The sequence below is a fragment of the Lacunisphaera limnophila genome, from assembly GCF_001746835.1.
GTDB classification, from domain to species: Bacteria; Verrucomicrobiota; Verrucomicrobiia; order Opitutales; family Opitutaceae; genus Lacunisphaera; species Lacunisphaera limnophila.
Window position 1 is genome coordinate 593282 of sequence record NZ_CP016094.1, and the last position, 23184, is coordinate 616465.

16 protein-coding genes are annotated in these 23184 nt (G+C 68.1%); 12 read left to right on the forward strand and 4 right to left on the reverse strand.

Translation table 11 applies throughout. The features are described 5' to 3' along the window. The first annotated feature begins 5 nt into the window (after window positions 1-5). On the forward strand, window positions 6-1526 hold the full coding sequence (locus Verru16B_RS02685) for a HAMP domain-containing methyl-accepting chemotaxis protein (protein ID WP_069960840.1): 1521 nt from the start codon (window positions 6-8) through the stop codon (window positions 1524-1526). A gap of 139 nt (window positions 1527-1665) precedes the next feature. Here the strand turns inward: Verru16B_RS02685 and folE2 are convergent, their stop codons facing one another. Next, a complete protein-coding gene (gene folE2 / locus Verru16B_RS02690; RefSeq protein WP_069960841.1) occupies window positions 1666-2637 on the reverse strand; it encodes a GTP cyclohydrolase FolE2 in 972 nt (323 codons plus the stop codon). A 45-nt stretch (window positions 2638-2682) separates the two neighbouring features. Then, the gene (locus Verru16B_RS02695) at window positions 2683-3162 is read right to left on the reverse strand and encodes a 6-pyruvoyl trahydropterin synthase family protein (protein ID WP_069960842.1); all 480 of its coding nucleotides are present in this window, start codon (window positions 3160-3162) and stop codon (window positions 2683-2685) included. Window positions 3163-3228: 66 nt separating this feature from the next. Between Verru16B_RS02695 and Verru16B_RS02700 the strand changes: the two genes are divergently transcribed. The 4 genes from Verru16B_RS02700 (at window position 3229) to Verru16B_RS02715 (ending at window position 9327) form a co-directional block, all read left to right on the forward strand. Further along, window positions 3229-4023, forward strand: coding sequence for an MBL fold metallo-hydrolase (locus Verru16B_RS02700; RefSeq protein WP_069960843.1), 795 nt, complete (start codon window positions 3229-3231; stop codon window positions 4021-4023). 2 nt (window positions 4024-4025) lie between these two features. Then, on the forward strand, window positions 4026-5459 hold the full coding sequence (gene pyk / locus Verru16B_RS02705; protein WP_069960844.1) for a pyruvate kinase: 1434 nt from the start codon (window positions 4026-4028) through the stop codon (window positions 5457-5459). A gap of 217 nt (window positions 5460-5676) precedes the next feature. Further along, complete coding sequence (locus Verru16B_RS02710; protein ID WP_069960845.1) at window positions 5677-7806, forward strand: carbohydrate binding family 9 domain-containing protein; 2130 nt, start codon at window positions 5677-5679, stop codon at window positions 7804-7806. A gap of 198 nt (window positions 7807-8004) precedes the next feature. Further along, window positions 8005-9327, forward strand: a complete 1323-nt coding sequence (locus tag Verru16B_RS02715; protein WP_069963571.1) for a hemolysin family protein — start codon at window positions 8005-8007, stop codon at window positions 9325-9327. Here Verru16B_RS02715 and Verru16B_RS02720 read toward each other — a convergent pair. Then, a complete protein-coding gene (locus Verru16B_RS02720) occupies window positions 9324-9560 on the reverse strand; it encodes a DUF1653 domain-containing protein (protein ID WP_069963572.1) in 237 nt (78 codons plus the stop codon). The two genes, Verru16B_RS02715 and Verru16B_RS02720, sit on opposite strands and share 4 nt — an antisense overlap. A gap of 455 nt (window positions 9561-10015) precedes the next feature. On the opposite strand from Verru16B_RS02720, the gene Verru16B_RS02725 reads away from it, so the two are divergent. After that, complete coding sequence (locus Verru16B_RS02725; protein WP_069960846.1) at window positions 10016-11425, forward strand: CobW family GTP-binding protein; 1410 nt, start codon at window positions 10016-10018, stop codon at window positions 11423-11425. Between the two features lie 217 nt (window positions 11426-11642). Beyond that, window positions 11643-12605: a hydroxypyruvate isomerase family protein gene (locus tag Verru16B_RS02730; protein WP_069960847.1), complete on the forward strand. Its 963-nt coding sequence runs from the start codon at window positions 11643-11645 to the stop codon at window positions 12603-12605. Between the two features lie 110 nt (window positions 12606-12715). Here the strand turns inward: Verru16B_RS02730 and Verru16B_RS02735 are convergent, their stop codons facing one another. Beyond that, window positions 12716-15427, reverse strand: coding sequence for a PVC-type heme-binding CxxCH protein (locus Verru16B_RS02735; protein ID WP_218918805.1), 2712 nt, complete (start codon window positions 15425-15427; stop codon window positions 12716-12718). Window positions 15428-15600: 173 nt separating this feature from the next. Here Verru16B_RS02735 and Verru16B_RS02740 point away from each other — a divergent pair, with 173 nt between their 5' ends. The 5 genes from Verru16B_RS02740 to Verru16B_RS02760 all read left to right on the forward strand — a co-directional run bounded on the left by Verru16B_RS02740 (window position 15601) and on the right by Verru16B_RS02760 (window position 23177). After that, window positions 15601-16659 (forward strand): WD40 repeat domain-containing protein, encoded by a 1059-nt coding sequence (locus tag Verru16B_RS02740; RefSeq protein WP_069960848.1) that lies wholly within the window; start codon window positions 15601-15603, stop codon window positions 16657-16659. Window positions 16660-16864: 205 nt separating this feature from the next. Further along, window positions 16865-18823 (forward strand): PAS domain-containing hybrid sensor histidine kinase/response regulator, encoded by a 1959-nt coding sequence (locus tag Verru16B_RS02745; RefSeq protein ID WP_069960849.1) that lies wholly within the window; start codon window positions 16865-16867, stop codon window positions 18821-18823. Between the two features lie 86 nt (window positions 18824-18909). Beyond that, a complete protein-coding gene (locus Verru16B_RS02750; protein WP_169829268.1) occupies window positions 18910-20199 on the forward strand; it encodes a toll/interleukin-1 receptor domain-containing protein in 1290 nt (429 codons plus the stop codon). A gap of 176 nt (window positions 20200-20375) precedes the next feature. Next, window positions 20376-20762 carry a hypothetical protein gene (locus Verru16B_RS02755; RefSeq protein WP_157772144.1) on the forward strand — a complete coding sequence of 129 codons (387 nt, stop codon included), beginning with the start codon at window positions 20376-20378 and terminating at the stop codon, window positions 20760-20762. 183 nt (window positions 20763-20945) lie between these two features. Then, on the forward strand, window positions 20946-23177 hold the full coding sequence (locus Verru16B_RS02760) for a TonB-dependent receptor (protein WP_069960852.1): 2232 nt from the start codon (window positions 20946-20948) through the stop codon (window positions 23175-23177). Window positions 23178-23184 lie beyond the last annotated feature (7 nt).

The window sequence follows — 23184 nt, forward strand, 5'->3', positions numbered from 1 at the left end:
CCCCCATGGCCCAGCTTTCCGTCAGTACCAAGCTCATCACCGGCTTCAGCGTGCTCGTGCTCCTCGTGGCGGTCACCGGCTTCGTCGGCTATCGCGCCGGCGCCGGCATCAACACGCACCTGATCAAGGCCAGCGACCACACGCTGCCCTCGGTTTCCCTCCTCCTCGAGGCCGACCGCGACCTGCACCAGGCCCTCGTGGCCGAGCGCACGATGATCTTCGTCAACCCCGAGTCTGACCAGTTCAAGAGCCTCCTGCAGGACCACGCGGACAACATCAAGCAGGCCACCACCCGCTGGGAGAAATTCAAGGCCGTCAACCGCCTGCCCGCCGCCGCCCGCGCCATCGAGGCCGACTATGAGACGAAGATCGCCGCCTGGATCGCCACCACCGAGCGCATCCGCGAGGCCCGTCGCGCCAACACCCCCGAGGGGCGGCGCGAAGCCATCGATCTCGCCAACACCACCGCCGTCGCCCAGTTCAACTCCGCCCGGGAGTGCATCAACCAGCTCACCGAGCTGCTCGCCGCCTCCTCCGCGGCCGATCAGGCTCTCGCCGCCGCCACTCACCGGCGCGCCACCTGGGGCAGCCTCGGCGTCACCGCGCTCAGCGTCGCCGTCGGCGCCGGCCTCACCTGGTTCGTCGGCATCCGCCTCGCCCGCACGCTTCGGACTGTCGTCCAGACCCTCTCCGTCAACGCCGGCGAAACCTCGTCGGCCGCCGGCCAGATCAGCAACTCCAGCCAGCAGCTCGCGTCGGGCGCCAGCACCCAGGCCGCCTCCCTCGAGGAAATCAGCGCCTCGCTCACCGAGGTCTCCAGCATGGTCCAGCGCAACGCCGAACACACGGGCAAGGCGCGCACCCTCACCCAGCAGACCCGCCAGGCCGCCGACCACGGCAGCGAGGAGATGCGCCACATGGCCGAGGCCGTGCAGGCGATCGACGGCTCCAGCCGCAACATCAGCGCCATCATCAAGACCATCGACGAAATCGCCTTCCAGACCAACATCCTCGCCCTCAACGCCGCCGTCGAGGCCGCCCGCGCCGGCGAGGCCGGCGCCGGCTTCAGCGTCGTCGCCGAGGAGGTCCGCGCCCTCGCCCACCGCAGCGCCGCCGCCGCCAAGGAGACCGCCGAGAAGATCGAAGACTCCCTCGCGAAGAGCCGCCACGGGGTCGAGCTCAGCGCCCGCGTCGCCACCTCCCTCGAGGAGATCAACACCCGCGCCCGCGAGGTCGACGGCGTCGTGCAGGAGATCGCCAGCGCCTCCCAGCAGCAGTCCCAGGGTATCAGCCAGATCACCAGCGCCGTCGCCGGCATGGACCGCATCACCCAGACCAACGCCGCCACGGCCGAGGAATCCGCCGCCGCCGCCGAGGAACTGAACGCCCAGACCCACTGCCTCCACGACGCCATCAACCAGCTCAACCAGCTCGTCGGCGCCGACCTCGCCGCCGCGGACCACTGCACGATCCGCCCCACCCCCCGCACCCGCCACGCCGAGCCGCACCTGGCCGCCGTTTCCTGACAACTTCCCGCGGATGACCGCGGATGGGGCAATCCGGTAGGCGCGGGCCCCGTTCCCGGCCCGCTCAAATTTCGTTCGGAGCTAAGATCGTCCCTCTATCCGCGTTGCTCCGCGCCATCCGCGGAGAGTTCCGCTTCTTTCAGCAGACCAACATGCCGAAATCCATGAAGTCCGCGCTGAAGCCGCCCTTCACGCCCTTGCAGATCACGCTCACGGCGTCGTGCGAGTGCAGCGACTCCAGGTGCGAGCAGGCGATCCGGAAATCGGCGATCCGCTTGTCGCGGTCGAACTCCCGGTAGAGCAGCCGCGCGGCATCCTCCACGAATTTCAGGTAGGCCCCGTTGAGCTCGGCAAAGGCCTGCTCGTCCTCCCGCTTCACCATGACCTGCGTCTCGGTCTGCAGCGCCTTGAGGCAGAGGGCATGCACGTCCTCGATCCAGATCTTCTTTCCGTCCACCTCCTCCAGCGTGATGCGGGCCTTGCTCCGCTGCGAATGCGGCACGCCGTAGGCCCCGCGCTTGGCGCGGGCGTGTTCGGTGAGTTCGGCCGAGCAGGGGCAGGCCGACGAATACACAAAGTCAAAGTGGATGAACCGGCGGTAACGCCCGTCGCGGGTCATCACGCCCTCGAACGCCACGGTGTAGAACTGGTAGCCTTCCAGCCCCGTGCGCAGGCTCGTCCGCACCATCGGGTACGAGAAGGCGATCTTCAGCCGCGCGTCCTTCGTCTCCACCTTGCGCAGGTAACCCTTCAGGATCTTGCCCATCCACTCGCCGGTGGTGACGCCATTCTTGTGCTCGTAGAACGTCCGCATGATGCGGCTCATGTTGATGCCCTTGAGCTCCGCCTCGAGCGACACCGTGCCGGTGACGCTGGTCTCCAGTGTGAGAGTCTTGCCGGCCTTGGTGCGGTACTTCAGCGGCAGCTTGAAATTGTGGATGCCCACCTGCTGGATCGGCACGTTCGCCCCTTGGATCGCCTCATGGGCGACATCCATCATGTCGGGCAGCGTGGCCCGGTAGGCGGGGCTGGATTTGAACTTACGGTCGTAGCCCCGCTGGACGAGCGGCGGCTGCCCGCAGTCCGAGCGGTGGAGATACATCTGTTTCATGGGCGATCGTTTTTGGTTGGGGCGGGTGACGTAACCGCCCGGAAATCAGTGGTGGGCCGGGCCGAAGAACTCGGCGAAGTTGCGGGGCGTCTCGTACAGCCGCACGCAGTGCAGCCGGGCCGGCAGGTGGATGCGGGGCGCGATCTCGTGCCAGAACGCGATCACCAGGTTCTCCGTCGAGGGGATGATCCCGCGCAGAAAGTCGACCTCGTCGTTCAGGTTGCGGTGGTCGCACTTGTCCACCACCGCCGTGTGCAGGACCTTCTTCAGCCGGGCCAGATCCATAATGTACCCGGTGACCGGATCAGGCTGGCCCTTCAACGTCACCTCCAGCACATAGTTGTGGCCGTGCCAGTGCGGGTTGGTGCACATGCCGTATTGCTTCTGGTTCCAGGCGAGGCTCTTGGTGGGATTGTACAGCCGGTGCGCGGAGTTGAAATGCACCTGCCGCGTAATAAACACCGTGCCGGCCAGGGCCCGCACGGAAGGTTCGCGGCTTTTTTGAGGGGAGGACTTCTTCGGCATGGAGGGTTCATCGAAGCGAGATTGCGGCTTGCGTCAACCCCCGGCCGCGCCGCTCAATCCGCCGCGATGGCCCTGCGTTTCCGCATCCTGGGCAGCGGCAGCTCCGGCAACGCCGCCCTCCTCTCCTCCGACGACACCCGCGTGCTCGTGGACGCGGGCTTTTCCGCCCGCAAACTCGGCGAACTCCTCGCCGCGGCCGACGAATCATGGTCGCGCATCGACGCCATCTTCCTCACCCACGAGCACGGCGATCACGCGGCCGCCCTCGGCGGGCTGGCCCGCCACCCCCACATCAAGGTCTTCGCCAACCGCCGCACCGCCGAGACCCTCCAGGCCGGCCTCAAGCACCGCATCAACTGGCAGCTCTTCGAGACGGGCAGCGCCTTCCGCTTCCGCGACTTCGAGGTGCAAAGCTTCACCGTGCCCCACGACGCCCAGGACCCCGTCGGCTTCCTCATCGCCCACGGCCACGACGACCTCCTCTCCCCCCGCCGCCGCCTCGCCTGGCTCACCGACCTCGGCCACGCCCCCGCCAGCGTCCGCGAGCACATCCGCGAGGCCGATGTCCTCGTCGTCGAGGCCAACCACTGCTCCACCATGCTCCAGGCCGACACCAAGCGCCCCTGGTCCACCAAGCAGCGCATCAGCGGCCGCCACGGCCACCTCTCCAACGCCGCCGCCCGCGAACTGCTCGAGAGCACCACCGGCGCCCGCTGGCGCCACGTCTTCCTCACCCACCTCAGCCGCGACTGCAATTCCCTGGCCGCCGTCGAGGCCGCCTGCGGCGCCGTCCTCACCGCCCGCCAATGCGGCTTCTCCGTCGTTGCCCCCGGCGGCGGAACCCCTTTCTTTGAGTTCTGACCATGCCGCTCCCTTCCTACCGCCGCACCAAGATCATCGCCACCCTCGGGCCCGCCACCGAGAGCGAACCCGCCCTCACCCGCCTGATCGAGTGCGGCGTCGATGTCATCCGCCTCAACATGGCGCACGCCAAGCACGACTGGACGCGCACCGTCATCCGCCGCATCCGCGCCATTTCCAAGAAAGTCGGCCGCGAAGTGGCTATCATGATGGATATCAAGGGCCCGGAGATCCGGACCGGCGACGTCGACGTGCCGATCGAGCTGCGCCCCGGCGAGATTTTTGACTTTACCGTCAAACCCGGCGCCGAACGCGACAACTCCGAGGAAATCCGCTCCGTCGACGTCAACTACCAGAACCTCGTCAACGACATCAAGGTCGGCGACATCGTCCTCGTCGACAACGGCATCATCCGCCTCGAGGTCCGCCAGAAATACGACGCCCACATCCGCTGCTGCGTCCTCACCCCCGGCTCCCTCACCTCCCGCCGCCACATCAACCTGCCGGGCGTCCGCGTCAACCTCCCCTCCTTCACCGAAAAGGACCGCGGCGACACCCTCGTCGGCCTGGAAGAGGGCATCGACTTCGTCGCCCTCTCCTTCGTCCGCGAGGCCGCCGACATCGTCCAGCTCCGCGGCTTCCTCAAGCAGCAGAATTCCACCGCCCGCATCGTCGCCAAGATCGAGGACCAGCAAGCCATCTCCAACCTCGACGAGATCATCCGCGCCACCGACGTCCTGATGGTCGCCCGCGGCGACCTCGGCATCGAGGTTCCCTTTGAGGACCTCCCCATCATCCAGCACCGCGCCGTCCGCACCTGCCTCTCCGTCGGCCGCCCCGTCATCGTCGCCACCCACATGCTGGAATCGATGATCAGCCAACCGGTCCCCACCCGCGCCGAGATCACCGACGTCGCCAACGCCGTCTACGAGCAGGCCGACTGCGTCATGCTCTCCGGCGAGACCACCATCGGTAAATACCCCTTCGAGTGCATCCGCGTGATGGACTCCATCGCCCGCCGCGTGGAGGAGGAACTCGCCGCCGACTTCCCCGAACCCGCCGTGTTCATCGAGCCCCGCATGAAGTTCATGCGCGCCGCCGTCGTCATGGCCAACGAGTTCCCCGGCTCACGCATCGTCATCTTCACCCGCCGCGGCCTGAGCGCCGCCGGCCTCGCCGCCCACCGCCCCGCCCGCGCCCCGATCCTCGCCCTCACCGACAATGTCGCCGCGGTCCGCCAGCTCCGCATCGTCCGCTCGGTCGAGCCCTACCTCATCGGGCCCTTCGGCGATCCCGAGAAGACCCTCACCCGCGCCCTCGACATGCTCCGCGACGCCGGCCGCGTGAAGGCCGGCGACAAGCTCGTGATCATTTCCGACGTCCTCGCCGAAAACGGCGACCGGGTGGACAGCATCCAGATGCGCTCGGTCAGCTGAGCCCCCGCCAGGCTGTAGGGCGGGATCCCCTGCCCCGAGTCCGTCGCAGGGGCCGAATCCCGCCGCGGGCGCGGCATCGGCTGGAGGAACCGTGAGAACGCCCCTCCCACGCTCCACCCCGCCTCCGTGCGGCTCGTCGCGCATTTTTATCCACTCGCCCTGTAACCTTTGCAGGCCACCCCCGGTTAAGCCACATCGACGCCCCTCCGGCGCCCGCATGCCCATTTCTTCCCGCCTCCTCCTCTGCACCCTCCTGCTCGGCGCCCGTCTCGCGGCCGCTCCCTTTCTGGAGGTCCGTCCCGCCGACGCCCCCCCGGTCATCGACGGCGTGATCACCCCGGGCGAATGGGCCATGGCCACGCCCACCGATGCCTTCCGCCAGGTCGAGCCGGTCGAAGACGGCGCGGTGACCGAACGCACTGAGTTCTGGGTCACCTACGACCGACACCACCTCTACGTCGCGATCCGCTGCCACGACACCGGCGGCCGCGCCGGCGTCCGCGCCTACTCCATGCAGCGCGACCAGGACAACGGCTCTGACGATCTCGTCCGCATCGTCCTCGACACCTTCCACCGGCAGAGCGACGGGTATTACTTCGCCCTCACCGCCGCGGGCGGCCGCCACGACGGCTTGGTCCAGAACAAGGAGGAGGCCAACGACCAATGGGACGCCCTCTGGCACGGCCGCACCAGCATCGACGACGGCGGCTGGAGCGCCGAGTTCGCCATCCCGTTCAAGTCCCTCTCCTTCGACGCGGCCAACGACACCTGGGGCTTCAACGTCGCCCGCGCCGTCCGCCGCAAGCAGGAGGTCATGCGCTGGAGCGGCATCGTGCGCAACAAACCCACCGTCTCCCTCCCCCTGCTCGGCGAACTCCGCGGCCTTCGCGGCCTGGAGCAGGGCCGCGGTCTCGACCTCAAGCCCTTCGCCAGCGCCACCACCCGCCACGACCCGCGACCCGGGACGAAGCGCACCGAGTTCAAGCCCGGCCTCGACCTCGTCTGGAATGTCACGCCCTCCCTCGCCGCCACCCTCACCGTGAACACCGACTTCGCCGACGCCGAGGTGGACGAGCGCCAGGTCAACCTCGGGCGCTTCCCCCTCTTCTTCCCGGAGAAACGCGGCTTCTTCACCCAGGACGCCTCGCTCTTCACCTTCGCCGGCATCCGCCAGGATCCCCTGCCCTTCTTCTCCCGCCGCATCGGCCTGGCCGGGGACGGCACCAAGGTCGATGTGCTCGGCGGCCTCAAGCTCACCGGCCGCGCCGGTCCGTGGACGCTCGGCCTCCTCGATGTGCAGATCGACGAACACGCCGGGGTGGATTCCCGCAACCTGCTCGCCGGCCGCGTCGCCCGCCAGGTCGGCGCCGAATCGAGCGCGGGCCTGATCTTCACGCACGGCGATCCACGCGGGGGCGACAACACCCTTGTCGGGACCGATTTCAACTACGTCAATAACCAGCTGCCAGGCGGCAAGTCGGTCACGATCCGCACCGCCCTGCAGGCCACCGACTCCGATCTCGCGGGCGGTCAGGGCACCGCCGCCACCTTGTCGGTCGACTACCCCAACGAGCCCTTCGGCTACTACGCCTCCCTCAGCCGCATCAGCGACCGCTACGATCCCGCCCTCGGCTTCGTCTCCCGGACCGGCACGGGCAATCTGTTCTTCTCCCCCTACTATGTTTTCCGCCGCCCCGCCGGCTGGATCCGCCAGACCCAGCTCTTCCTCGAGACCGAGCGCACGACCACGCTCGGCGCCGACCTGCTCGACAGCGGCACCTGGCTGGGCGTCTACTCCGAAAACGAGCACGGCGACTACGCCAACCTCTGGTTCAACGAATCCCGCGAGACCTACGACGCCCCCTTCGCCATCCGGCCCGGCATCGTGATCCCGACCGGCGTGCACCGCTGGCACCAGGGCCAGTTCCAAATCGGCACGGCCCGCAACCGCCCCGTCGATGTCTTCCTGCGCTGGCGCCACGGCGGCTTTCTCACCGGCCAAGCCGATGACTACCAGGTCAACCTCGGCTGGCGCCCCAGCTCCCGCCTGCAATTCAGCCTGCGCCAGACCTACCGGGACATCCGCCTGCCTTCGGGTGACTTTGTCGTCCGCACCGGCTCGGCCCGCGTCTCCTACACCTTCACCCCCGACCTGCAGCTCAGCCTGCTCGGCCAGTTCGACAACATCTCCGATTCCCTCGGCGTGAATTTCCGGATCAAGTGGACACCCCAGCCCGGCAACGACCTCTACCTCGTCGTCAACCAGGGCTACGACACCACCGAGGACCACTTCCGCCCCACCGGCAACGAAACCTCCCTCAAGGGCGCCTGGACCTACCGGTTCTAAAACGCGGCGCTTTCGCTCACCGGCCCCCGCCCCATGCTCGGGCGCTTCAGCCCGCGATGACCGATCGCGATCAGCATCCCTGGGCGGCACGCGGTAGCCTGAATGCGCCCGGCCTTGGGATTTGTCGGCGTCGCGTTTGCTTGCCGCGGCTTCTACAGCTTCTTTGGTGAAGGGGACGGACCCACCCTCCCCCTCGCCATGAGCTCCCTCTTCCTCGAACTCCTCATCATCTTTGTCCTCCTCCTGGCCAACGGCGTGTTTTCCATGGCCGAGATCGCGATCGTGTCCGCCCGCAAGAACCGCCTCCGCCAGCTCGCGGACCATGGCGACCCTGCCGCCCTGCGCGCCCTGCAACTGGCCGAGTCCCCCAACACCTTCCTCGCCACCGTCCAGATCGGCATCACCCTGGTCGGGGTCCTGGCCGCGGCCTTCGGCGGTGCCGCCCTCGGCGATAAACTCGCGGTTCCGCTGGCCCAGATCGCCTGGCTCGCGCCCTACGCGGACCAGCTCGCCCTCGGCCTCGTCGTCGTGGTGCTGACCTACTTCACCCTGGTCATCGGCGAACTCGTGCCCAAACGCATCGGCCTCGGCCACCCGGAAGGCGTCGCCCGCGCCCTCGCCGGCCCGATGTATTTTCTCTCCCGCCTCGGCTCGCCCCTCGTGAGTCTGCTCGGCACGTCCACCGACGCCCTGCTCGCCCTCTGCCGCATCAAGCCCGAACCCGAGGTCAAGGTCACCGAGGAAGACGTCCGCCTGCTCGTCCGCGAGGGCATGCGCGTCGGCGTGTTTCACGCCCAGGAGCCCGCCATGATTGAAAGCGTCATGGCCTTCGACCGCCTGCCCGTCCACGACCTGATGACCCCTCGCGCCAAGATCATCTGGATCAACGCCCATGATTCCCACGAAACCATCTGGCATCGCATCGTCGTCAGCGCCCACACGACCTTTCCTGTCTACGAGGACCGGCGCGACAACGTGATCGGCACCGTCACCGTGAAGGCCATCTACGCCAACCTCGCCGCCGGGGTCCCGGTCAACGTGCGCGACCTCATCACCCCCGCCCTCGTCGTCCCCGCGTCCCAACCTGTCTCCTCCCTGCTCGAGAAATTCAAGGCCACCGGCAAACATGTCGCCCTCGTCAGCGACGAGTTCGGAGCCATCGCGGGCCTGGTCACCCTGCACGACATCATGGAGGCCATCGTCGGCGAGCTACCCTCGCCGGAGGACCGCCTGAAACCCAAGGCCGTGCGCCGCGACGACGGCTCCTGGCTCGTGGACGGCCTGATCGCGGCCGAAGACTTTGTCCAGGCCGTGACCGACTTCCCGCTGCCACCCGCCGCCCAGCGTGACTACCAGACCCTCGCCGGTTTCATCGTCAAACACCTCGGCCACGTGCCCGCCGAGGGCGAGACTTTCCAACTCCACGGCTACACGGTCGAGATCATCGACATGGACGGCCTCCGCGTGGACAAGGTGCTGCTCCTGCCCTTGAGAAATCCGCCGACGCCCGGACCGGCCTAGTCGCCCGTCCGCGCAAACCGAGGCACGCGCCGACCGCCGACCTCGACCATCTCGACGAACATCGCCGCCGGTCGCACAAACATCCCGCCGCCGCCATACAGCGCCTCATAGACCACCATCCACTCGTTGGTCTCCGTGTGCAGGGCCAGCCCCGTCACCCGGTAGGGGTTGTCCTTGTAGTGGCGATAAAGGCCGGGCCGGGGCTCGGTCGGTTGGGGCGGGGCGTCACGCATGCCCCCAAACAGCGCATTCTCCCGGACGTCCGCAAGTCCGGACCCAACCATCCGGGTGGAGCGACTTGCCCCCAAGGCGCTGGTTCGGGCCGTCGAAGGAAACGAGATCCTCCGTCCGCCTCCCCCGCGCGCCCGGCCCCGGTTTGCGTATTAACGCGTATGGCGTGTTTCGGCCTGCTCCGCTAGAGTGATGAGTCCGCCCAGCCCATGATCGTCTGCTGCCTCATTCTCGCCCTGCTCTGCCTTATCGTCGGCACCGACCAACCGCCGGCGCCCACCGGGCAGCCCGTAGCCGAGGCGAAGCCCGTCCGTCGCCCCTAGGCCGTTCCCGGTCCGCGCCTCGAAAAGCGCCCGCCCCCCGCCGGCGGAGCGCCGGGTTGCAATCCGCGTTTCGTCAGCTTTGCTCTCCCTCCCCGCTTGCCGCGCCGTAGCCTCGGCGTAGGCGGGTCCTTCCGATGTCCCTCCCCCCCATCCCCGTCACCGTCCTCACCGGCTTCCTCGGCGCCGGCAAAACCACCCTGCTCAACCGCATCCTCACCGAGCAGCACGGCAAAAAGATCGCCGTCATCGAGAACGAGTTCGGCGAGGTCGGCGTGGACAACCAGCTCGTCATTCAGTCCGACGAGGAGATCTTCGAGATGAACAACGGCTGCATCTGCTGCACCGTCCGCGGCGACCTCCTCCGCATCCTCGGCCGGCTCATGAAGCGCAAGGACCGCCTCGACGCCATTCTCATCGAGACCACCGGCCTGGCCAACCCCGCCCCCGTCGCCCAGACGTTCTTCACCGATCCGGAGATGAAGGAACAGTTCGCCCTCGACGCCATCGTCACGCTCGTCGACGCCAAGCACATCCTCCTCCACCTCGACGACTCCCCCGAGGCCATGAAGCAGATCGGCTTCGCCGATGTCATCATCCTCAACAAGACCGACCTCGTCGCCCCCGCCGAGCTCGACGCGCTGGAAAAACGCCTCCGCTTGGTCAACGCCGTCGCCAAGATCCACCGCACGAAGAACGCCGAACTCCCGATCGACAAGGTGCTCAACGTCGGCGGCTTCAACCTCGAGCGTGCCGTCGACGTCGACCCGCAGTTCCTCGAGATGGAATATCCCTTTGAATGGGCCGGTGCCTACGAGCTGCCTGCCGGGGATTACGAATTGGAAATCGGCCACGCCCACGGGGACCACCACCACGGCCATGATCACGGACACGACCACGATCACGAGTGCGGCCCCGACTGCGGCCACAACCACAACGAACTCGATGTGGTGGTCATGCCGCTGAAGAGCCTCGCCGAGAAGGATCTCGCCGCCTGCATCAACGCCACCGTCCTCCTCTTCTCCGACTGGGAGAAGATCGTCCTCCCCGGCGAGACCATCACCGCCGGCGCCACCCTCCACCGCCTGAAACTCAAGGACGAGCACGGCAAGTTCAAGGTCACCCTCCCCGCCACCGGCCGCTACCTTCTCTTCACGGGTCACGACGTGCCGACGCACCTGCGGGACGCCACGGGCTCCGTCGTGCGCTACGGCTGGGACAAAACCTTCCGCCACGAGCATTCACACGACGAGGCCGTCTCCTCCGTCGGCATCAGCGTCGCGGGCGAGCTCGACGGCAAGAAACTCAACGAGTGGATCAGCGAGCTCCTCAAGACCAAGGGCGGCGACATCTTCCGCATGAAGGGCGTGCTCGTCGTCAAGGGCACGAAGAAGCGCCTCGTCTTCCAGGGCGTACACATGCTCTTCGACGCCAAGTTCGACCGCGAGTGGAAGGACGGCGAGAACCGCACCAACACCCTCGTCTTCATCGGCAAGAACCTCGACCGCGCCGCCCTCACCGAGGGTTTCAAAGCCTGCCTGGCCTGAGCCTGTCGATGGCCCTGACCTGAGCCCGTCAAAGGTTCTAGCCTGAGCTCGTCGATGGTCCTGACCTGAGCCTGTCGAAAGTCCTGGCCTGAGCTGATCAGGTGGAACCTGCCCTTCACTCAGCCCGCCCCCTCGGCTTTGTTTTGACCAGTCGCACCGGCGCATGCAGCCTGACCGGCGTTCTTCGTCGTCGGCCCCTTTCGTTTCACCCCACCCCATGAACCGCCGCACCTTCGTCTCCTCCGCCCTCGCCGCCACCGGCGCCGCACTCTTGGCCGGCTCCTCGCGCCTCGCCGCCCAGGCCTTCGCGCCCAAGGGTAATCCCCGCTTCCGCCTCGGCTACGGCCCGCACCCGGGCATGTTCTCGACCTCCGCCCCCGGCGGCGTCCTCGACGAGATCAAGTTCGCCGCCGACCAGGGCTTCACTGCCTGGGAGGACAACGGCATCTCCGGCCGCCCCGCCGCCGAACAGGAGGCGATCGGCTCCCTGCTGCGCGACCGCCAGATGCAGATGGGCGTGTTCGTAGCCCATGCGAGTTTCGACGAACCAACCTTCGCCGTGGCCAAGCCGGCCTACCGCGAACAGGTCCTCGCCAGCATCCGGAACGCCGTCGAGGTCGCCGGCCGCTGCGGCGCGAAATGGTTCACCGTCGTGCCCGGCTCCGTCGACCAACAATCGGACAAGACCGAACGCTGGAACCGCTACGGCGGCCCCCGCCTCGCCGAGGGTTACCAGACGGCCAATGTCATCGCCCTGCTGCGCGAGTGTTCCGCCCTCCTCGAACCCCACGGGCTCATCATGGTCCTCGAGCCGCTCAACTGGTATCGCGACCACGGCGGGGTCTTCCTCCAGAAATCCGACCAGGCCTACGCGCTCTGCAAGGCCGTCAACAGCCCGTCGTGCAAGATCCTCTTCGATATCTACCACCAGCAGATCACCGAGGGAAACCTGATTCCCAACATCGACCGCTGCTGGGACGAGATCGCCTACTTCCAGGCCGGCGACAACCCCGGCCGCAAGGAACCCGGCACTGGCGAGATCAATTACCGCAACGTTTTCCGTCACCTCCACCGCCGGGGCTTCACCGGCGTCGTCGGCATGGAACACGGCAACTCCCTCCCCGGCGCCGACGGCGAGACCGCTGTCATCCGCGCCTATCGCGACGCGGATGCATTCTGACGCCCGCCCAGCGGGCGAGCAGTTGGTAGTTGGTAATCAGTAATTGGGCCCAAGGCAGAGAGACCCCGGCCTCTCCTCCTAAATACCAATTACTAACTACCGGGTACTCCTCAAAGTCCTTTGAGGTATGCCACCACGTCCGCCACCCCCTGGGCGTCCAGCCCGAGCTGCTCGCCGTTGAGCATCAGCGAGCGGTTCAGGCGCTGCTTCCTCTCCACGCGGTCGGCCGGGATCAGTTGCGTGACCCCACCCATGCTCATGACCACGAGCGGATCGCTGTCGGACACCACCATGCCCTGCACCACCTTGCCGTCCTTGAGGGTCACCGCCGTACCCTCGTAACCATGGGCGATGTCACCCGACGGGTTCACGATGGCGCCGATCACGACCTCGGTCGTCTGGAACTTGGCGAACGACGTGATATTCGGACCGTAATCCACGCCTTGCTCGCCGATACGGTGACACAGGTAACAGGCCACCACCCGGGCCGCCCCGCGCGACGCATCGCCGACCAGCGCCGCGATCTCTGCCACCGACGGCAATTGGCTCGGCTCGGGCACGGGCACGACACTCTCGGTGACCACCACCGTCGCCGGATCATACAGACCGCGGGCCTTCAGCTCCGCGTCGAGACCGTGGCCGGCCCAACGCGTGTTCTTGTAATTCAGCAGCCACCAGAATGCCTGTCGCTGCACGAGCCCGTCACCCTTCTGGGCGAGATCCACCAGGGCCATGGCCGCTTCCTTCGATGACATGAAACCCAGCGCCGTGACGGCCGCGAGGCGGTCCTTCTCCATCAGGGAGGCTGCCGCCGCCCGCGCGGCAAACTGCGGCGCGGCCGCCGCCGGTGTGAGCCGCCAGAGCAATCCCGTGTAGGCCGGCGTCCATTGGAGCGGGTCGACGCCCGCGTGCGCGGCCAGCATCGCGGCGGCGATTTCCGTTACCTTGCCGGTGCAGCCGATGCCCCACGCTTCAAGATAGGTGCGGTCGGAGCCATCGTAACCCTTGGCCAGCGCCAGCAGGATGTCCCGGGCGGCGGCCAGCGGCACGTCACGCATCGCCACGGCCACCTCGCGGCGAACCACCGGTGAAGGATCCGCGGCCAGCGTCGCGGCGTGCACCAAGACCCGGTGATCCTGACGGCGCAGCGCCCGGAACGCCGTCAGCCGGGTCGCCGCATCGGCGTGGCCCAGCAATGCCTCGACCTGCGCGAGGCCGTCGGCCCCGAGCTCGGCCAGCAGCCAGATGGCGCGGGCCCGGATATAGGGATTGGTCTCCTGCAGCAATGAGGCCACCGGCCCGATGGCCGCGGCCCCCTGCGCCTTCAGGGCGTTGAAGCCAAGCGCGCGCACGTTCACCGCCGGGCTGCGCAGCGCCGTGAGCTGCCCCGCCGTCGTGGCGAGGTCGAACGTCGGCACGACGGATTTGAAACCCTTCGGCGCCACGCGGTAGATCGCCCCGGCGGTCAGGTTGTCGAAATCCTGGTGCCCGCCCACGCGCGGGTCGAACCAGTCGGCAATGTAAACGGCCCCGTCCGGCCCGACCATCACATCCGACGGACGGAAGAAGGTGTTGATCTCGCTGCTGGTCTTGCCCCGCAGGGCATCGGTGCCGGCCAGATCCTGCCCGGGATTGCTCGTGGCGAAATGCATGCGCTCCAGCTTGAAGCCCGCGCCGGCCGCCTGCGGCTTGTAACCGAAGATCGTGTTGCGCGCCGCCTCGGCGCTCAGGAGCAGGCCGCGCCACTCGGGCCCGAACGCATCACCCTCGTAGAACGCGATGCCGGTCGGCGCCCCCGCGCCATAGACATCGCCCGAGGGCATCACGCCCGGGTCTTCCTGGCGCCACTCCGCGGTCGGAATGTCCTGGCCCGGCCGGCGGTCGGCATTCCACATGCGCTTGCCGTCCTTGGAGAAGAATCCGGCGTTGCCGTACTCGAGCACAAAGGAGGTGCGGCTCGCCGGCGGGTCGTCGTTGTCATTCTGAAACACGTCGCCATAGGAGGTGACGGTCTGCTCGTAGCTGTTGCGGTAATTGTAGCCGATGATCTCGGTGCCCGTGGCGTCCGGCTTCATGCGGACGGTAAAGCCGCCGACATAGACGTGACCGTCGTCGCTCTTGGCGCCGGCGAGCTGGGTGGGCTTCCAGCTGTAGATCTGCGGCGCGGCCTTGCCCCAGGTGGGCTCGTAGGAACTGCCGACGCGGAAGGTCTTGCCCGCGCGGTCGGTGAAATGCGCGCTGTTGTTGCCCTGCGAAAAATACCAGCGGCCGTCCGGACCGACCGTCACGGAGTGGAGCGAGTGGTCGTGGTTGCGGCCGTTGAAGCCGGTGAGCAGCACCTCGCGCTTGTCGATGGCGGCATCCCAGCGCGCATTGCGGTCCACGTCGGTGTAGACGATCAGGTCGGGGGCGTTGGAGACAATGATGCGGTTGTCGATCACCGCGATGCCCAACGGGGCGCCGAGCGCCGGCTCCTGGATGAACACATGGCTGGAGTCGGCCGTGCCGTCGCCGTCGGTGTCCTCCAGCACCACGATGCGGTCGCCGGCCTTGTCCCGGTCGTCGTGACTGCGGTAGTTCACGCCCTCGGTCACCCAGATGCGGCCCCGGTAGTCCACGTCCATGTTCGTCGGGTTCCGCAGCTGCGGCGCCTGGGCCCACAGCGTGATTTCAAACCCCTCCGGCACCGCGAACCCCGCGACCGGCACGAGCGCGGGCGCCGGCGGGGTCTCGGCGCCGGGCGCCACCGCTTGGGCGCAAAGCGCAACGGGCAGCAACGAAAACAGGATCAGGGCAACAAGCGGACGCGTGGACAGGGGCATGACGCAGGGGGATCGGGGTTGTCGGGCGGACAGAACCAAACCAGCAAAGTGTCGCCCCCGGTCGAGGCAAGGCCGGCGTTGTGCAAATACCACCATCGTAATGGACATTCTTGGCCCGCCGCCGGGATTTTCTGCTCTACTCACTCCCCGCTACCCGCTACTCGCTACAGGGTATGAATTTTGCCAAGCACTGGGCCGCGACTCTCGACGACTACGCCATCGACCTCGCCTGGTCCCCCGACGGCACGCTCCTGGCCGCCGCCTCCGCCGCCGGCGGCATCACCCTCTTTGACGCCGCCACCGGCGCCGTGCGACACCAGCTCCCTGGCCACGCCGATGGCGCTAACTGCCTCGCCTGGTCACCCGCCCCAGCCCCCACCTCCCTGCTCGCCACCGGCGGCCAGGACGGCTGCGTGCGCTTCTGGGACGCACTCACCGGCCGCCAGACCGCCGAGGTGAAAATCGGCCCCGCCTGGGTCGAACACCTGTGCTGGTTCCCTGTGGGCAGCCCGCTCGCGGGCGCTGCATCGGACGCGGGCCAGCCCGCGTCCGCCCCCCGCCTCTTCGCCGCCGCCGGCAAAAAACTTGTCGCCCTCCATCCGGACGGCTCCAGCGCCCACGCCTTCCCCGACGCGCCGAAGACCATCTCCGCCCTGTCGGTCTCTCCGTCCTCCGTCCTCGCCGCCGCCTACTTCGGCGGGGTCTGCACCTGGGACGCGACCACGTTCACCGCCTGCAAGGAATTCCCTTACGGCAACGCCATCTACGCGCTCACCTGGTCGCCCGACAGCCGCTGGCTCGTCGCCGGCTGCCACGACAACGCCGTCCACCTCTGGGCCCCGGCCGAAGCCGACCTCGAGTTGCACATGAGCGGCTATGAGACCCGCCTCAAGGAACTCTCCTTCAGCCACGATTCGAAGTGGCTCGCCACCGGCGGCGGCCGCGACGCCTGCGTCTGGGATTGCGCCGGCGCCGGCCCCGAAGGCCGCGAGCCGCTGCTCCTGCCCCATGACGCCCGCGTCTGCGCCGTGGCCTTTCAACACGCCCATAGCCTCCTCGCCACCGGCTCGGCCAACGGCCAGTTCACCCTCTGGATGCCCTCGCGCAAGAACCCGCTGGTCGCCGAGGTGACCATGCCTTCCTCCGCGACGAAATTCGCCTGGCGCGCCGACGACGCCGGCCTCGCCGTCGGCACGGAGAAAGGCCAGGTCTTCGTGTTCAAGACCACCTGAGCCACGCCCTCCGATAAAAGCTCGCTCCGAACCCGCAGCGCGGAGCTATTCCAGCTTGCACGGCCACCCCTGCCTGTCAGTGGTTGGGCGGGCCAGTCGCCAGTATTAATCACCCTGCGATCATGTCTTCACGTCTCTCCGCCCGACCGGCCGACGACCACCGCCGGCGCCTCCCCGCGCCGCCCACATCGACGCTGTTTTCCCTGTGAGCCTCACGCCGCCATCCCCGGTCCCCGGCCGCACCCCGCCCGACGATACCCCCGCCCTCCTCGCGGCCATCGTCAACTCGGCCGAGGACGCCATCATCGGCAAGTCGCTCGACGGGATGGTGACGTACTGGAACCGCGGCGCGGAGCGAATCTTCGGCTACACCGCCGCCGAGATGCTCGGCCGGCCCATCACCGAGCTCTTTCCCGTCGACCGGTTCAATGAGGAAAGCCTCATCCTCACCCGCATCCGCGCCGGCGAGACCGTCCGTCATTTTGAAACCATCCGCCGGCGGAAGGACGGCACCCTGATCGACATCTCCGCCACCATCTCCCCGATCCGCGCCGCCGACGGTCGCATCGTGGGCGCCTCCAAGATCGCCCGCGACATCACCGAGCACCGGCGCAACGAGACCCGGATCGAGAACCTCGCCACCAATCTCGACCGCATCTACCGGCAGGTGCCGGGGGTGATCTACCAGTTCATGCTCCGGCCTGACGGCACGGCCTGCATGCCTTTCGCCAGCGAGGGCGCGCGCCAGGTTTTTGAAGTCGCGCCGGACGACCTCCGCGAGAGCGTCACCGCCCTGTTCGACAAGATCATCCCCGAGGACCTCGTGGTGCTCAACGCCGACATCCAGGCATCCGCCCGCACCCTCTCGCCCCACCACCACGAGTTCCGGATCCGCCGCGCCAGCGGCGCCATCGCCTGGCTCCGCGGCGACTCCATGCCCGAGCGGCTTCCGGACGGCAGTGTCGTCTGGCACGGCTTCGTCAGCGACATCACCGCGACCCGCCTGCTCGAGAACAAGCTGGTCGAGAGCGCCAAGCTCGAGAGCCTCGGCGTGCTTGCCGGCGGCATCGCCCACGACTTCAACAACCTGCTCACCGGCATCCTCGGCAACGCCTCCCTTGCCCGCCAGGAACTGCCCCCCTCCTCCCTCGGCCAGCCCATGCTCGACCAGATCGAGACCGCCGCCCGCCGCGCCGCCGACCTCTGCAAGCAGATGCTCGCCTACTCCGGCAAGGGCCGCTTCGTCGTCCAGAACCTCGACCTCAACAAGCTCATCGAGGACACCACCCACCTGCTCCAGATCTCCATCGCGAAGAACTGCGTCCTGCGCTTCAACCTCGCCCGCAGCCTCCCGGTGATCAAGGCCGACGCCACCCAGCTGCGCCAGGTCATCATGAACCTGGTCATCAACGGCTCGGAGGCGATCGGCAGCCGCAGCGGCGTGCTCGCCCTCTCCACCGGCATCGCCCGGGTCGACGACGAATACATCAAGGGCTTCCGGCCCGACGCCTCCCCGCCGCTCGGCGACTACGTCTTCATCGAGGTCAGCGACAACGGCTGCGGCATGGACACCGCCACCCTCGCCAAGATCTTCGATCCCTTCTTCACCACAAAATTCACCGGCCGCGGCCTCGGCCTCGCCGCCGTGCTTGGCATCGTCCGCGGCCACAAGGGCGGCCTGAAGGTCTACTCCGAGCCCGGCAAGGGCACCACGTTCAAGCTCTTCTTCCCCGTCTCCACCGGCCGGGCGCAGGACAGCGCCACACCCTTCGCCGATACCGCGCCCTTCCAGGGCTCCGGCGTCGTGCTCGTGGTCGATGATGAGGAGACGGTCCGCACCGTCGCCGCCCGCATGATGGAGCGCCTCGGTTTCACCGTCGTGACGGCCGTCGATGGCCGCGACGGCATGGAAAAATTCCGCGCCGAGCCCGGTCGCTTCACCCTCGTCCTGCTCGATCTCACCATGCCCCACCTCGACGGCGAGGAGACCTTCCGCCAGATGCGCATCCTCAATCCCGGGGTCCGCGTCATCCTCACCAGCGGTTTCAACCAGCAGGAAGCCGTCAATCGCTTCATCGGCAAGGGCCTCGCCGGCTTCATCCAGAAACCCTTCGAGCTCGCCAGCCTCGTCCAGGTCATCCGCAGCGTGCTCCCCCACAACTGAGGTCCGGCCGGCACGGCCAATGCTGGATTGCACCGGTAAGCCCGCCCGGCTTTACCCGACTGCGCATGCCGCCCGAACCTCCGCCTTTGCCTCCGTCCCCCTCGGTCTTCCTGAGCTACGCCTCAGCCGACCGGGCCGTGGCGCGCGCCCTGCGCGACACCCTCGCTGCGGCCGGTCTCGATGTCTGGCTCGACGAGGAGGAACTCGCCGGGGGCGAGGCCTGGGACGCCAAGATCCGCCACCAGATCCGCACCTGCACCTATTTCATGCCGGTCATCTCCGCCACGACGGAGCAACGCCGCGAGGGCTACTTCCGCCGCGAATGGCGCCTGGCCGTCGAGCGCACCCTCGACCAGGCGGACGATGTCCTCTTCCTGGTGCCCGTCGTAATCGACGACACCCCCGACCATGGCGCGCGGGTGCCGGAACGCTTCCTGTCCGTCCAATGGCTGCGCGCCCCCGGCGGCACGGCCACGCCGGCCCTGCGCGAACTGGCCGCCCGCCTGGCCACCGGCGAGACCCACACTCCCGCGGCCGCCGGCCGACCCGCGGTCGCGGCACCGGCCCCCGCTCCGGCCCGCGAGAACCGCCGCCGCGGCACCCCGCCGCCGCTCCCCCGCTTCCCCGCCTACCCGCAGCCCGGCCAGCAAAACCGCTTTGTGTACGATGTCTTGCTCTGGGCCGGTCACCTGATCCACGCCCTCTGGCTCCGCTTGCCGCGCGTCCTCCAGCTCTTCGGCGCCGCCCTGCTCATCATCAAGCTCATCGGCTGGATCTTCTCGGATCCCAGCCCGGCCGAAGAGTCCCCGGCCCAGGACCAACCCACCGCCGCCACCTCGCCCGCCGCCACCACCCCTCGCATGGAGCCGGTGACCCTCGACCGCACCGAGGCCGCCCTCAAAAACCTGGTCGGCGCCGCCGCCCACACCTTCCAAATCGGCCGGCCGCTGGCGGTCATCAGCTTCGGCGGTGACGACCCCGCCGCCCAACGGTACGCCGCCGCCGTCTTCGACGCCACCTACGACCCCTTGCGTGAGCCCGCCCCGGACCAGGTCGCGCTCAGCCCTCTGCCGCTGGAGCCAGACGAGGACGCGGACGATGCCCTCGCCCGCGGCACCCAGCTGCACAGCCGCTTCCTGCTCACCGGCGTGGCCCGCCGGCCGTCGGCCGAGGGCGCCGTCGTCTTCACCGCCAGCCTCTACGCCGTGGAAACCCGGAGCGTGTTGTGGACGGAAAACTTCGATGCCAGCAAGGTCGACGCCCCGACGGCCGCCGCGCAACTGGTCGCCGCCGTCCGCCGCCACACCGCGCCGCCCGCCGACCCGGCGCCGCTCGCTGCAAACACGCCGCTGCCGGGCTCGCCCCCGGCACCGTAAAAAAATCAGACTGCGCCCGGGCGCCTGCTCCCGTGGCCCCGACCGCTCCCCGCCAACTCCTCTCGCCCGCGCGGGTGCACATAAGATCGGTTGCGGTGCCTAACAGCGCGGGCGATGACCATCGGACCACGCATTTTTTGTTTTGCTTCAACCAGCGGGATGGGGAGTGTGCCGCCGTGCGCCGCACGCTTTCCACGACCGCCCTCCTCCTCGCCTGGCTCTGTGCCAACGGCGCGGCCTGGAACGTCGTGCAGGTCGTCGCTTGGGCCAAGATGTTCTCCGAATACTCCCAGGTCATGCCGGTGGCCGACGCCCTCGAGCTGACTTTCGACGGCAGCGCGCCCTGCGACCTCTGCACCCTCGCCCAGAGCGGGCAGGATGGCGCCCGCTCGCAACTGCCGGCCGACGCCGCGCTCGGCGGCGGCACCGAGAAAATCCTTCTGATCGCCGACTGGTCGCCCGCCCCCGTGCTGGTCGCCCCTGAATTTTCCTGGCCGGGCCTCGTCGCCGAGGCCGGCCTGATTCGCCCCGAGTCGGTCCCCGTCCCGCCCCCGCGCGCCTGACGCCCCGGCGTTGGTTCGGATGTGGGAGGGGCTTTATGCCCCGACATGATCGCGGCCTGGCCCGCTCCCGCCCTGATTGACGCCCTCCCCCGTGGCGCGCCGTCCGCGCCGCGTTGCCCTGATCCACGCCCTCGTCGGGCCGCGTCCGTGCGCACGCCTCAACGCGCACACCCACCCATTCCCATGCATTTCCGCACCTTCCTCACCGTATCCACCCTGGCCTCCGCCACGCTCCTGCGTGCGCAGACGGCCACCGCCACCGTCGAGCTCGACAAGCTCGAGATCAACGCCGGCAAGGAGGCCGTCTTCTCCCTGCCCCTCGACTCCGCCCCGGCCTCCGGCTCCCGCCTCGGCCTCGCCAACCGCGACCTCCCCGTCTCCGTCTCCGTCATCACCCAGGAGGTCATGCAACTCCGCGGCCTCCGCACCGCCGTCGAGGCCGTCGAGGCCGCCGTCGGCATGACCGGCGGCACCCAATTCGGCTCCATCCCCACCTACTCCACCCGCGGCTTCGGCTCCAACAGCGTCAGCGTCATGCGCGACGGCATCCGCCAGAACACCGCGTCACAATCCTCCCGCACCGTCGACTCCTTCCTCCTCGATCGCGTCGAGGTCCTCAAGGGCCCTGCCTCCCTCATGTTCGGCGAGGGCGCCGTCGGCGGCGCCGTCAACTACCTCTCCAAGGCCCCCTCCCCCGTCGCCCGCGGCGAGGCCTTCGTCAGCGCCGGCTCCTGGGACAGCTACCGGCTCGGCCTCGGCTGGGGCGGCCCGCTCCCGCTCGGGACCAAGGAGCACCCCGTCACCGCCCGCGTCGACTACAGCCACAACGAGACCGCGGGCTACGTCGACCGCAACGCCCAACGCTACGACGCCGTCGCCGGCGCCCTCGCCTGGCAGGCCACCGACCGCCTCAAGCTCTCCTTCAACACCACCCTGCTCAAGGACTGGAACGAAAGCTACTATGGCAACCCCGTCGTCTACGACGGCGTGATCAACACCACGATCCCGGGCAATACCAACGTCGAGGTCCGCACCTTCAACAACGCCACCGACCGCATGGTGAACCCGCGCGTCGTCGCCGCCGCCCGCACCACCAACTACAACATCCTCGATAACTACGCCAAAACCGAGAACACCTTCTCCCGCCTGCGCGCCGAGCTCCGCCTCACCCCCGACCTCGAGCTCCGCAACGAGGCCTACGTCGCCACCCAGCTCCTCAAGTGGCGCAACCTCGAGACCAACACCTGGAATCCGGTCACGAAACTCGTCGCCCGCTCCTCCTTCCTGCACATCTACCGCGACGACGTGCTCGCCGGCAACCGCCTCGACCTTATCCACCGCGGCACGATCGCCGGCCGCCCCAACCGCCTCATCGTCGGCGGCTTCTTCGAGCGCAACGACCTCACCCGCGGCGGCACGCCCTTCGGCCTGCCCACCACCGCCAGCAGCGTCAGCCTGCTCAATCCCGCCGAAACCTCCGGCCCGGGCGACCCGGATTATTTCATGAAGACCTCCAAGGTCCTCATCGAGACCGCCGCCTTCTACGTGGAAAACGCCCTCGACCTGACCAACTCGGTTAAGCTTATCGCCGGCCTGCGCCACGATAGCATCGATCTGCGGCGCGATACCCTCGTCACCCCGGCCAACCCGACCTTCGCGCGCTATCGCAAAAGCTATTCCCCGCTGACCGGCCGCGCCGGCGTCGTGTGGTCCGCCACCAAGGCCGTCAACCTTTACGCCAGCTACAGCCGCGCCGCCGAGCCCACCACCCAACTCGTCAGCTTCACCGCCACGTCCAACGACTTCGCCCTCCAGACCGGCCGCCAGTTCGAGGTCGGCGCCAAGGGCTCCCTCGCAGACGGCAAGGTCGACTTCACCCTCGCCCTCTTCGACATCGAGAAGAACAACATCCTCGCCTCCACCCTCGACCCCGTCACCGGCCTGCGCGTCAGCCAGCAAATCGGCGCCCAGAATTCCCGCGGTGTCGAACTCGCCGCCGGCTTCTCCCCCGCCGACGGCTGGCGCCTCGAGGGCAACGTCGCCTGGACCGACGCCTGGTACGGCAAGTTCGCCGAGAACCTCGGCACCGGCGTGATCTCCCGCACCGGCAACACCCCGTCCAACGTCCCCGAGTGGGTGGCCAGCGCCTTCGTCGTGAAACGCTTCCCCGGCGGCTTCGCCCTCAACGGCGGCGTGCGCTATGTCAGCGACCGCTTCGCCAACAACAACAACTCCGTCATCGCCGAGGGCTACGTCACCGTCGACGCCGGCGCCAGCTACACCTGGCACGACGTCACTTTCACCCTGCGCGGCCGCAACCTCCTCGACGAGGAATACCAGCCCGTCGCCGGCACCACGATGTGGCGCCTCGCCGACCCGCGTAACCTCGAGCTCAGCGCCCGCTACACGTTCTGAGCCCCCG

What these genes read in the sequence shown, in the direction of transcription:
- Verru16B_RS02685 (WP_069960840.1), top strand. Translation starts at nt 6, where the DNA reads ATGGCCCAGCTTTCCGTCAGTACCAAGCTCATCACCGGCTTCAGCGTG.
- folE2 (WP_069960841.1), bottom strand. Translation starts at nt 2,637, where the DNA reads ATGAAACAGATGTATCTCCACCGCTCGGACTGCGGGCAGCCGCCGCTC.
- Verru16B_RS02695 (WP_069960842.1), bottom strand. Translation starts at nt 3,162, where the DNA reads ATGCCGAAGAAGTCCTCCCCTCAAAAAAGCCGCGAACCTTCCGTGCGG.
- Verru16B_RS02700 (WP_069960843.1), top strand. Translation starts at nt 3,229, where the DNA reads ATGGCCCTGCGTTTCCGCATCCTGGGCAGCGGCAGCTCCGGCAACGCC.
- pyk (WP_069960844.1), top strand. Translation starts at nt 4,026, where the DNA reads ATGCCGCTCCCTTCCTACCGCCGCACCAAGATCATCGCCACCCTCGGG.
- Verru16B_RS02710 (WP_069960845.1), top strand. Translation starts at nt 5,677, where the DNA reads ATGCCCATTTCTTCCCGCCTCCTCCTCTGCACCCTCCTGCTCGGCGCC.
- Verru16B_RS02715 (WP_069963571.1), top strand. Translation starts at nt 8,005, where the DNA reads ATGAGCTCCCTCTTCCTCGAACTCCTCATCATCTTTGTCCTCCTCCTG.
- Verru16B_RS02720 (WP_069963572.1), bottom strand. Translation starts at nt 9,560, where the DNA reads ATGCGTGACGCCCCGCCCCAACCGACCGAGCCCCGGCCCGGCCTTTAT.
- Verru16B_RS02725 (WP_069960846.1), top strand. Translation starts at nt 10,016, where the DNA reads ATGTCCCTCCCCCCCATCCCCGTCACCGTCCTCACCGGCTTCCTCGGC.
- Verru16B_RS02730 (WP_069960847.1), top strand. Translation starts at nt 11,643, where the DNA reads ATGAACCGCCGCACCTTCGTCTCCTCCGCCCTCGCCGCCACCGGCGCC.
- Verru16B_RS02735 (WP_218918805.1), bottom strand. Translation starts at nt 15,427, where the DNA reads ATGCCCCTGTCCACGCGTCCGCTTGTTGCCCTGATCCTGTTTTCGTTG.
- Verru16B_RS02740 (WP_069960848.1), top strand. Translation starts at nt 15,601, where the DNA reads ATGAATTTTGCCAAGCACTGGGCCGCGACTCTCGACGACTACGCCATC.
- Verru16B_RS02760 (WP_069960852.1), top strand. Translation starts at nt 20,946, where the DNA reads ATGCATTTCCGCACCTTCCTCACCGTATCCACCCTGGCCTCCGCCACG.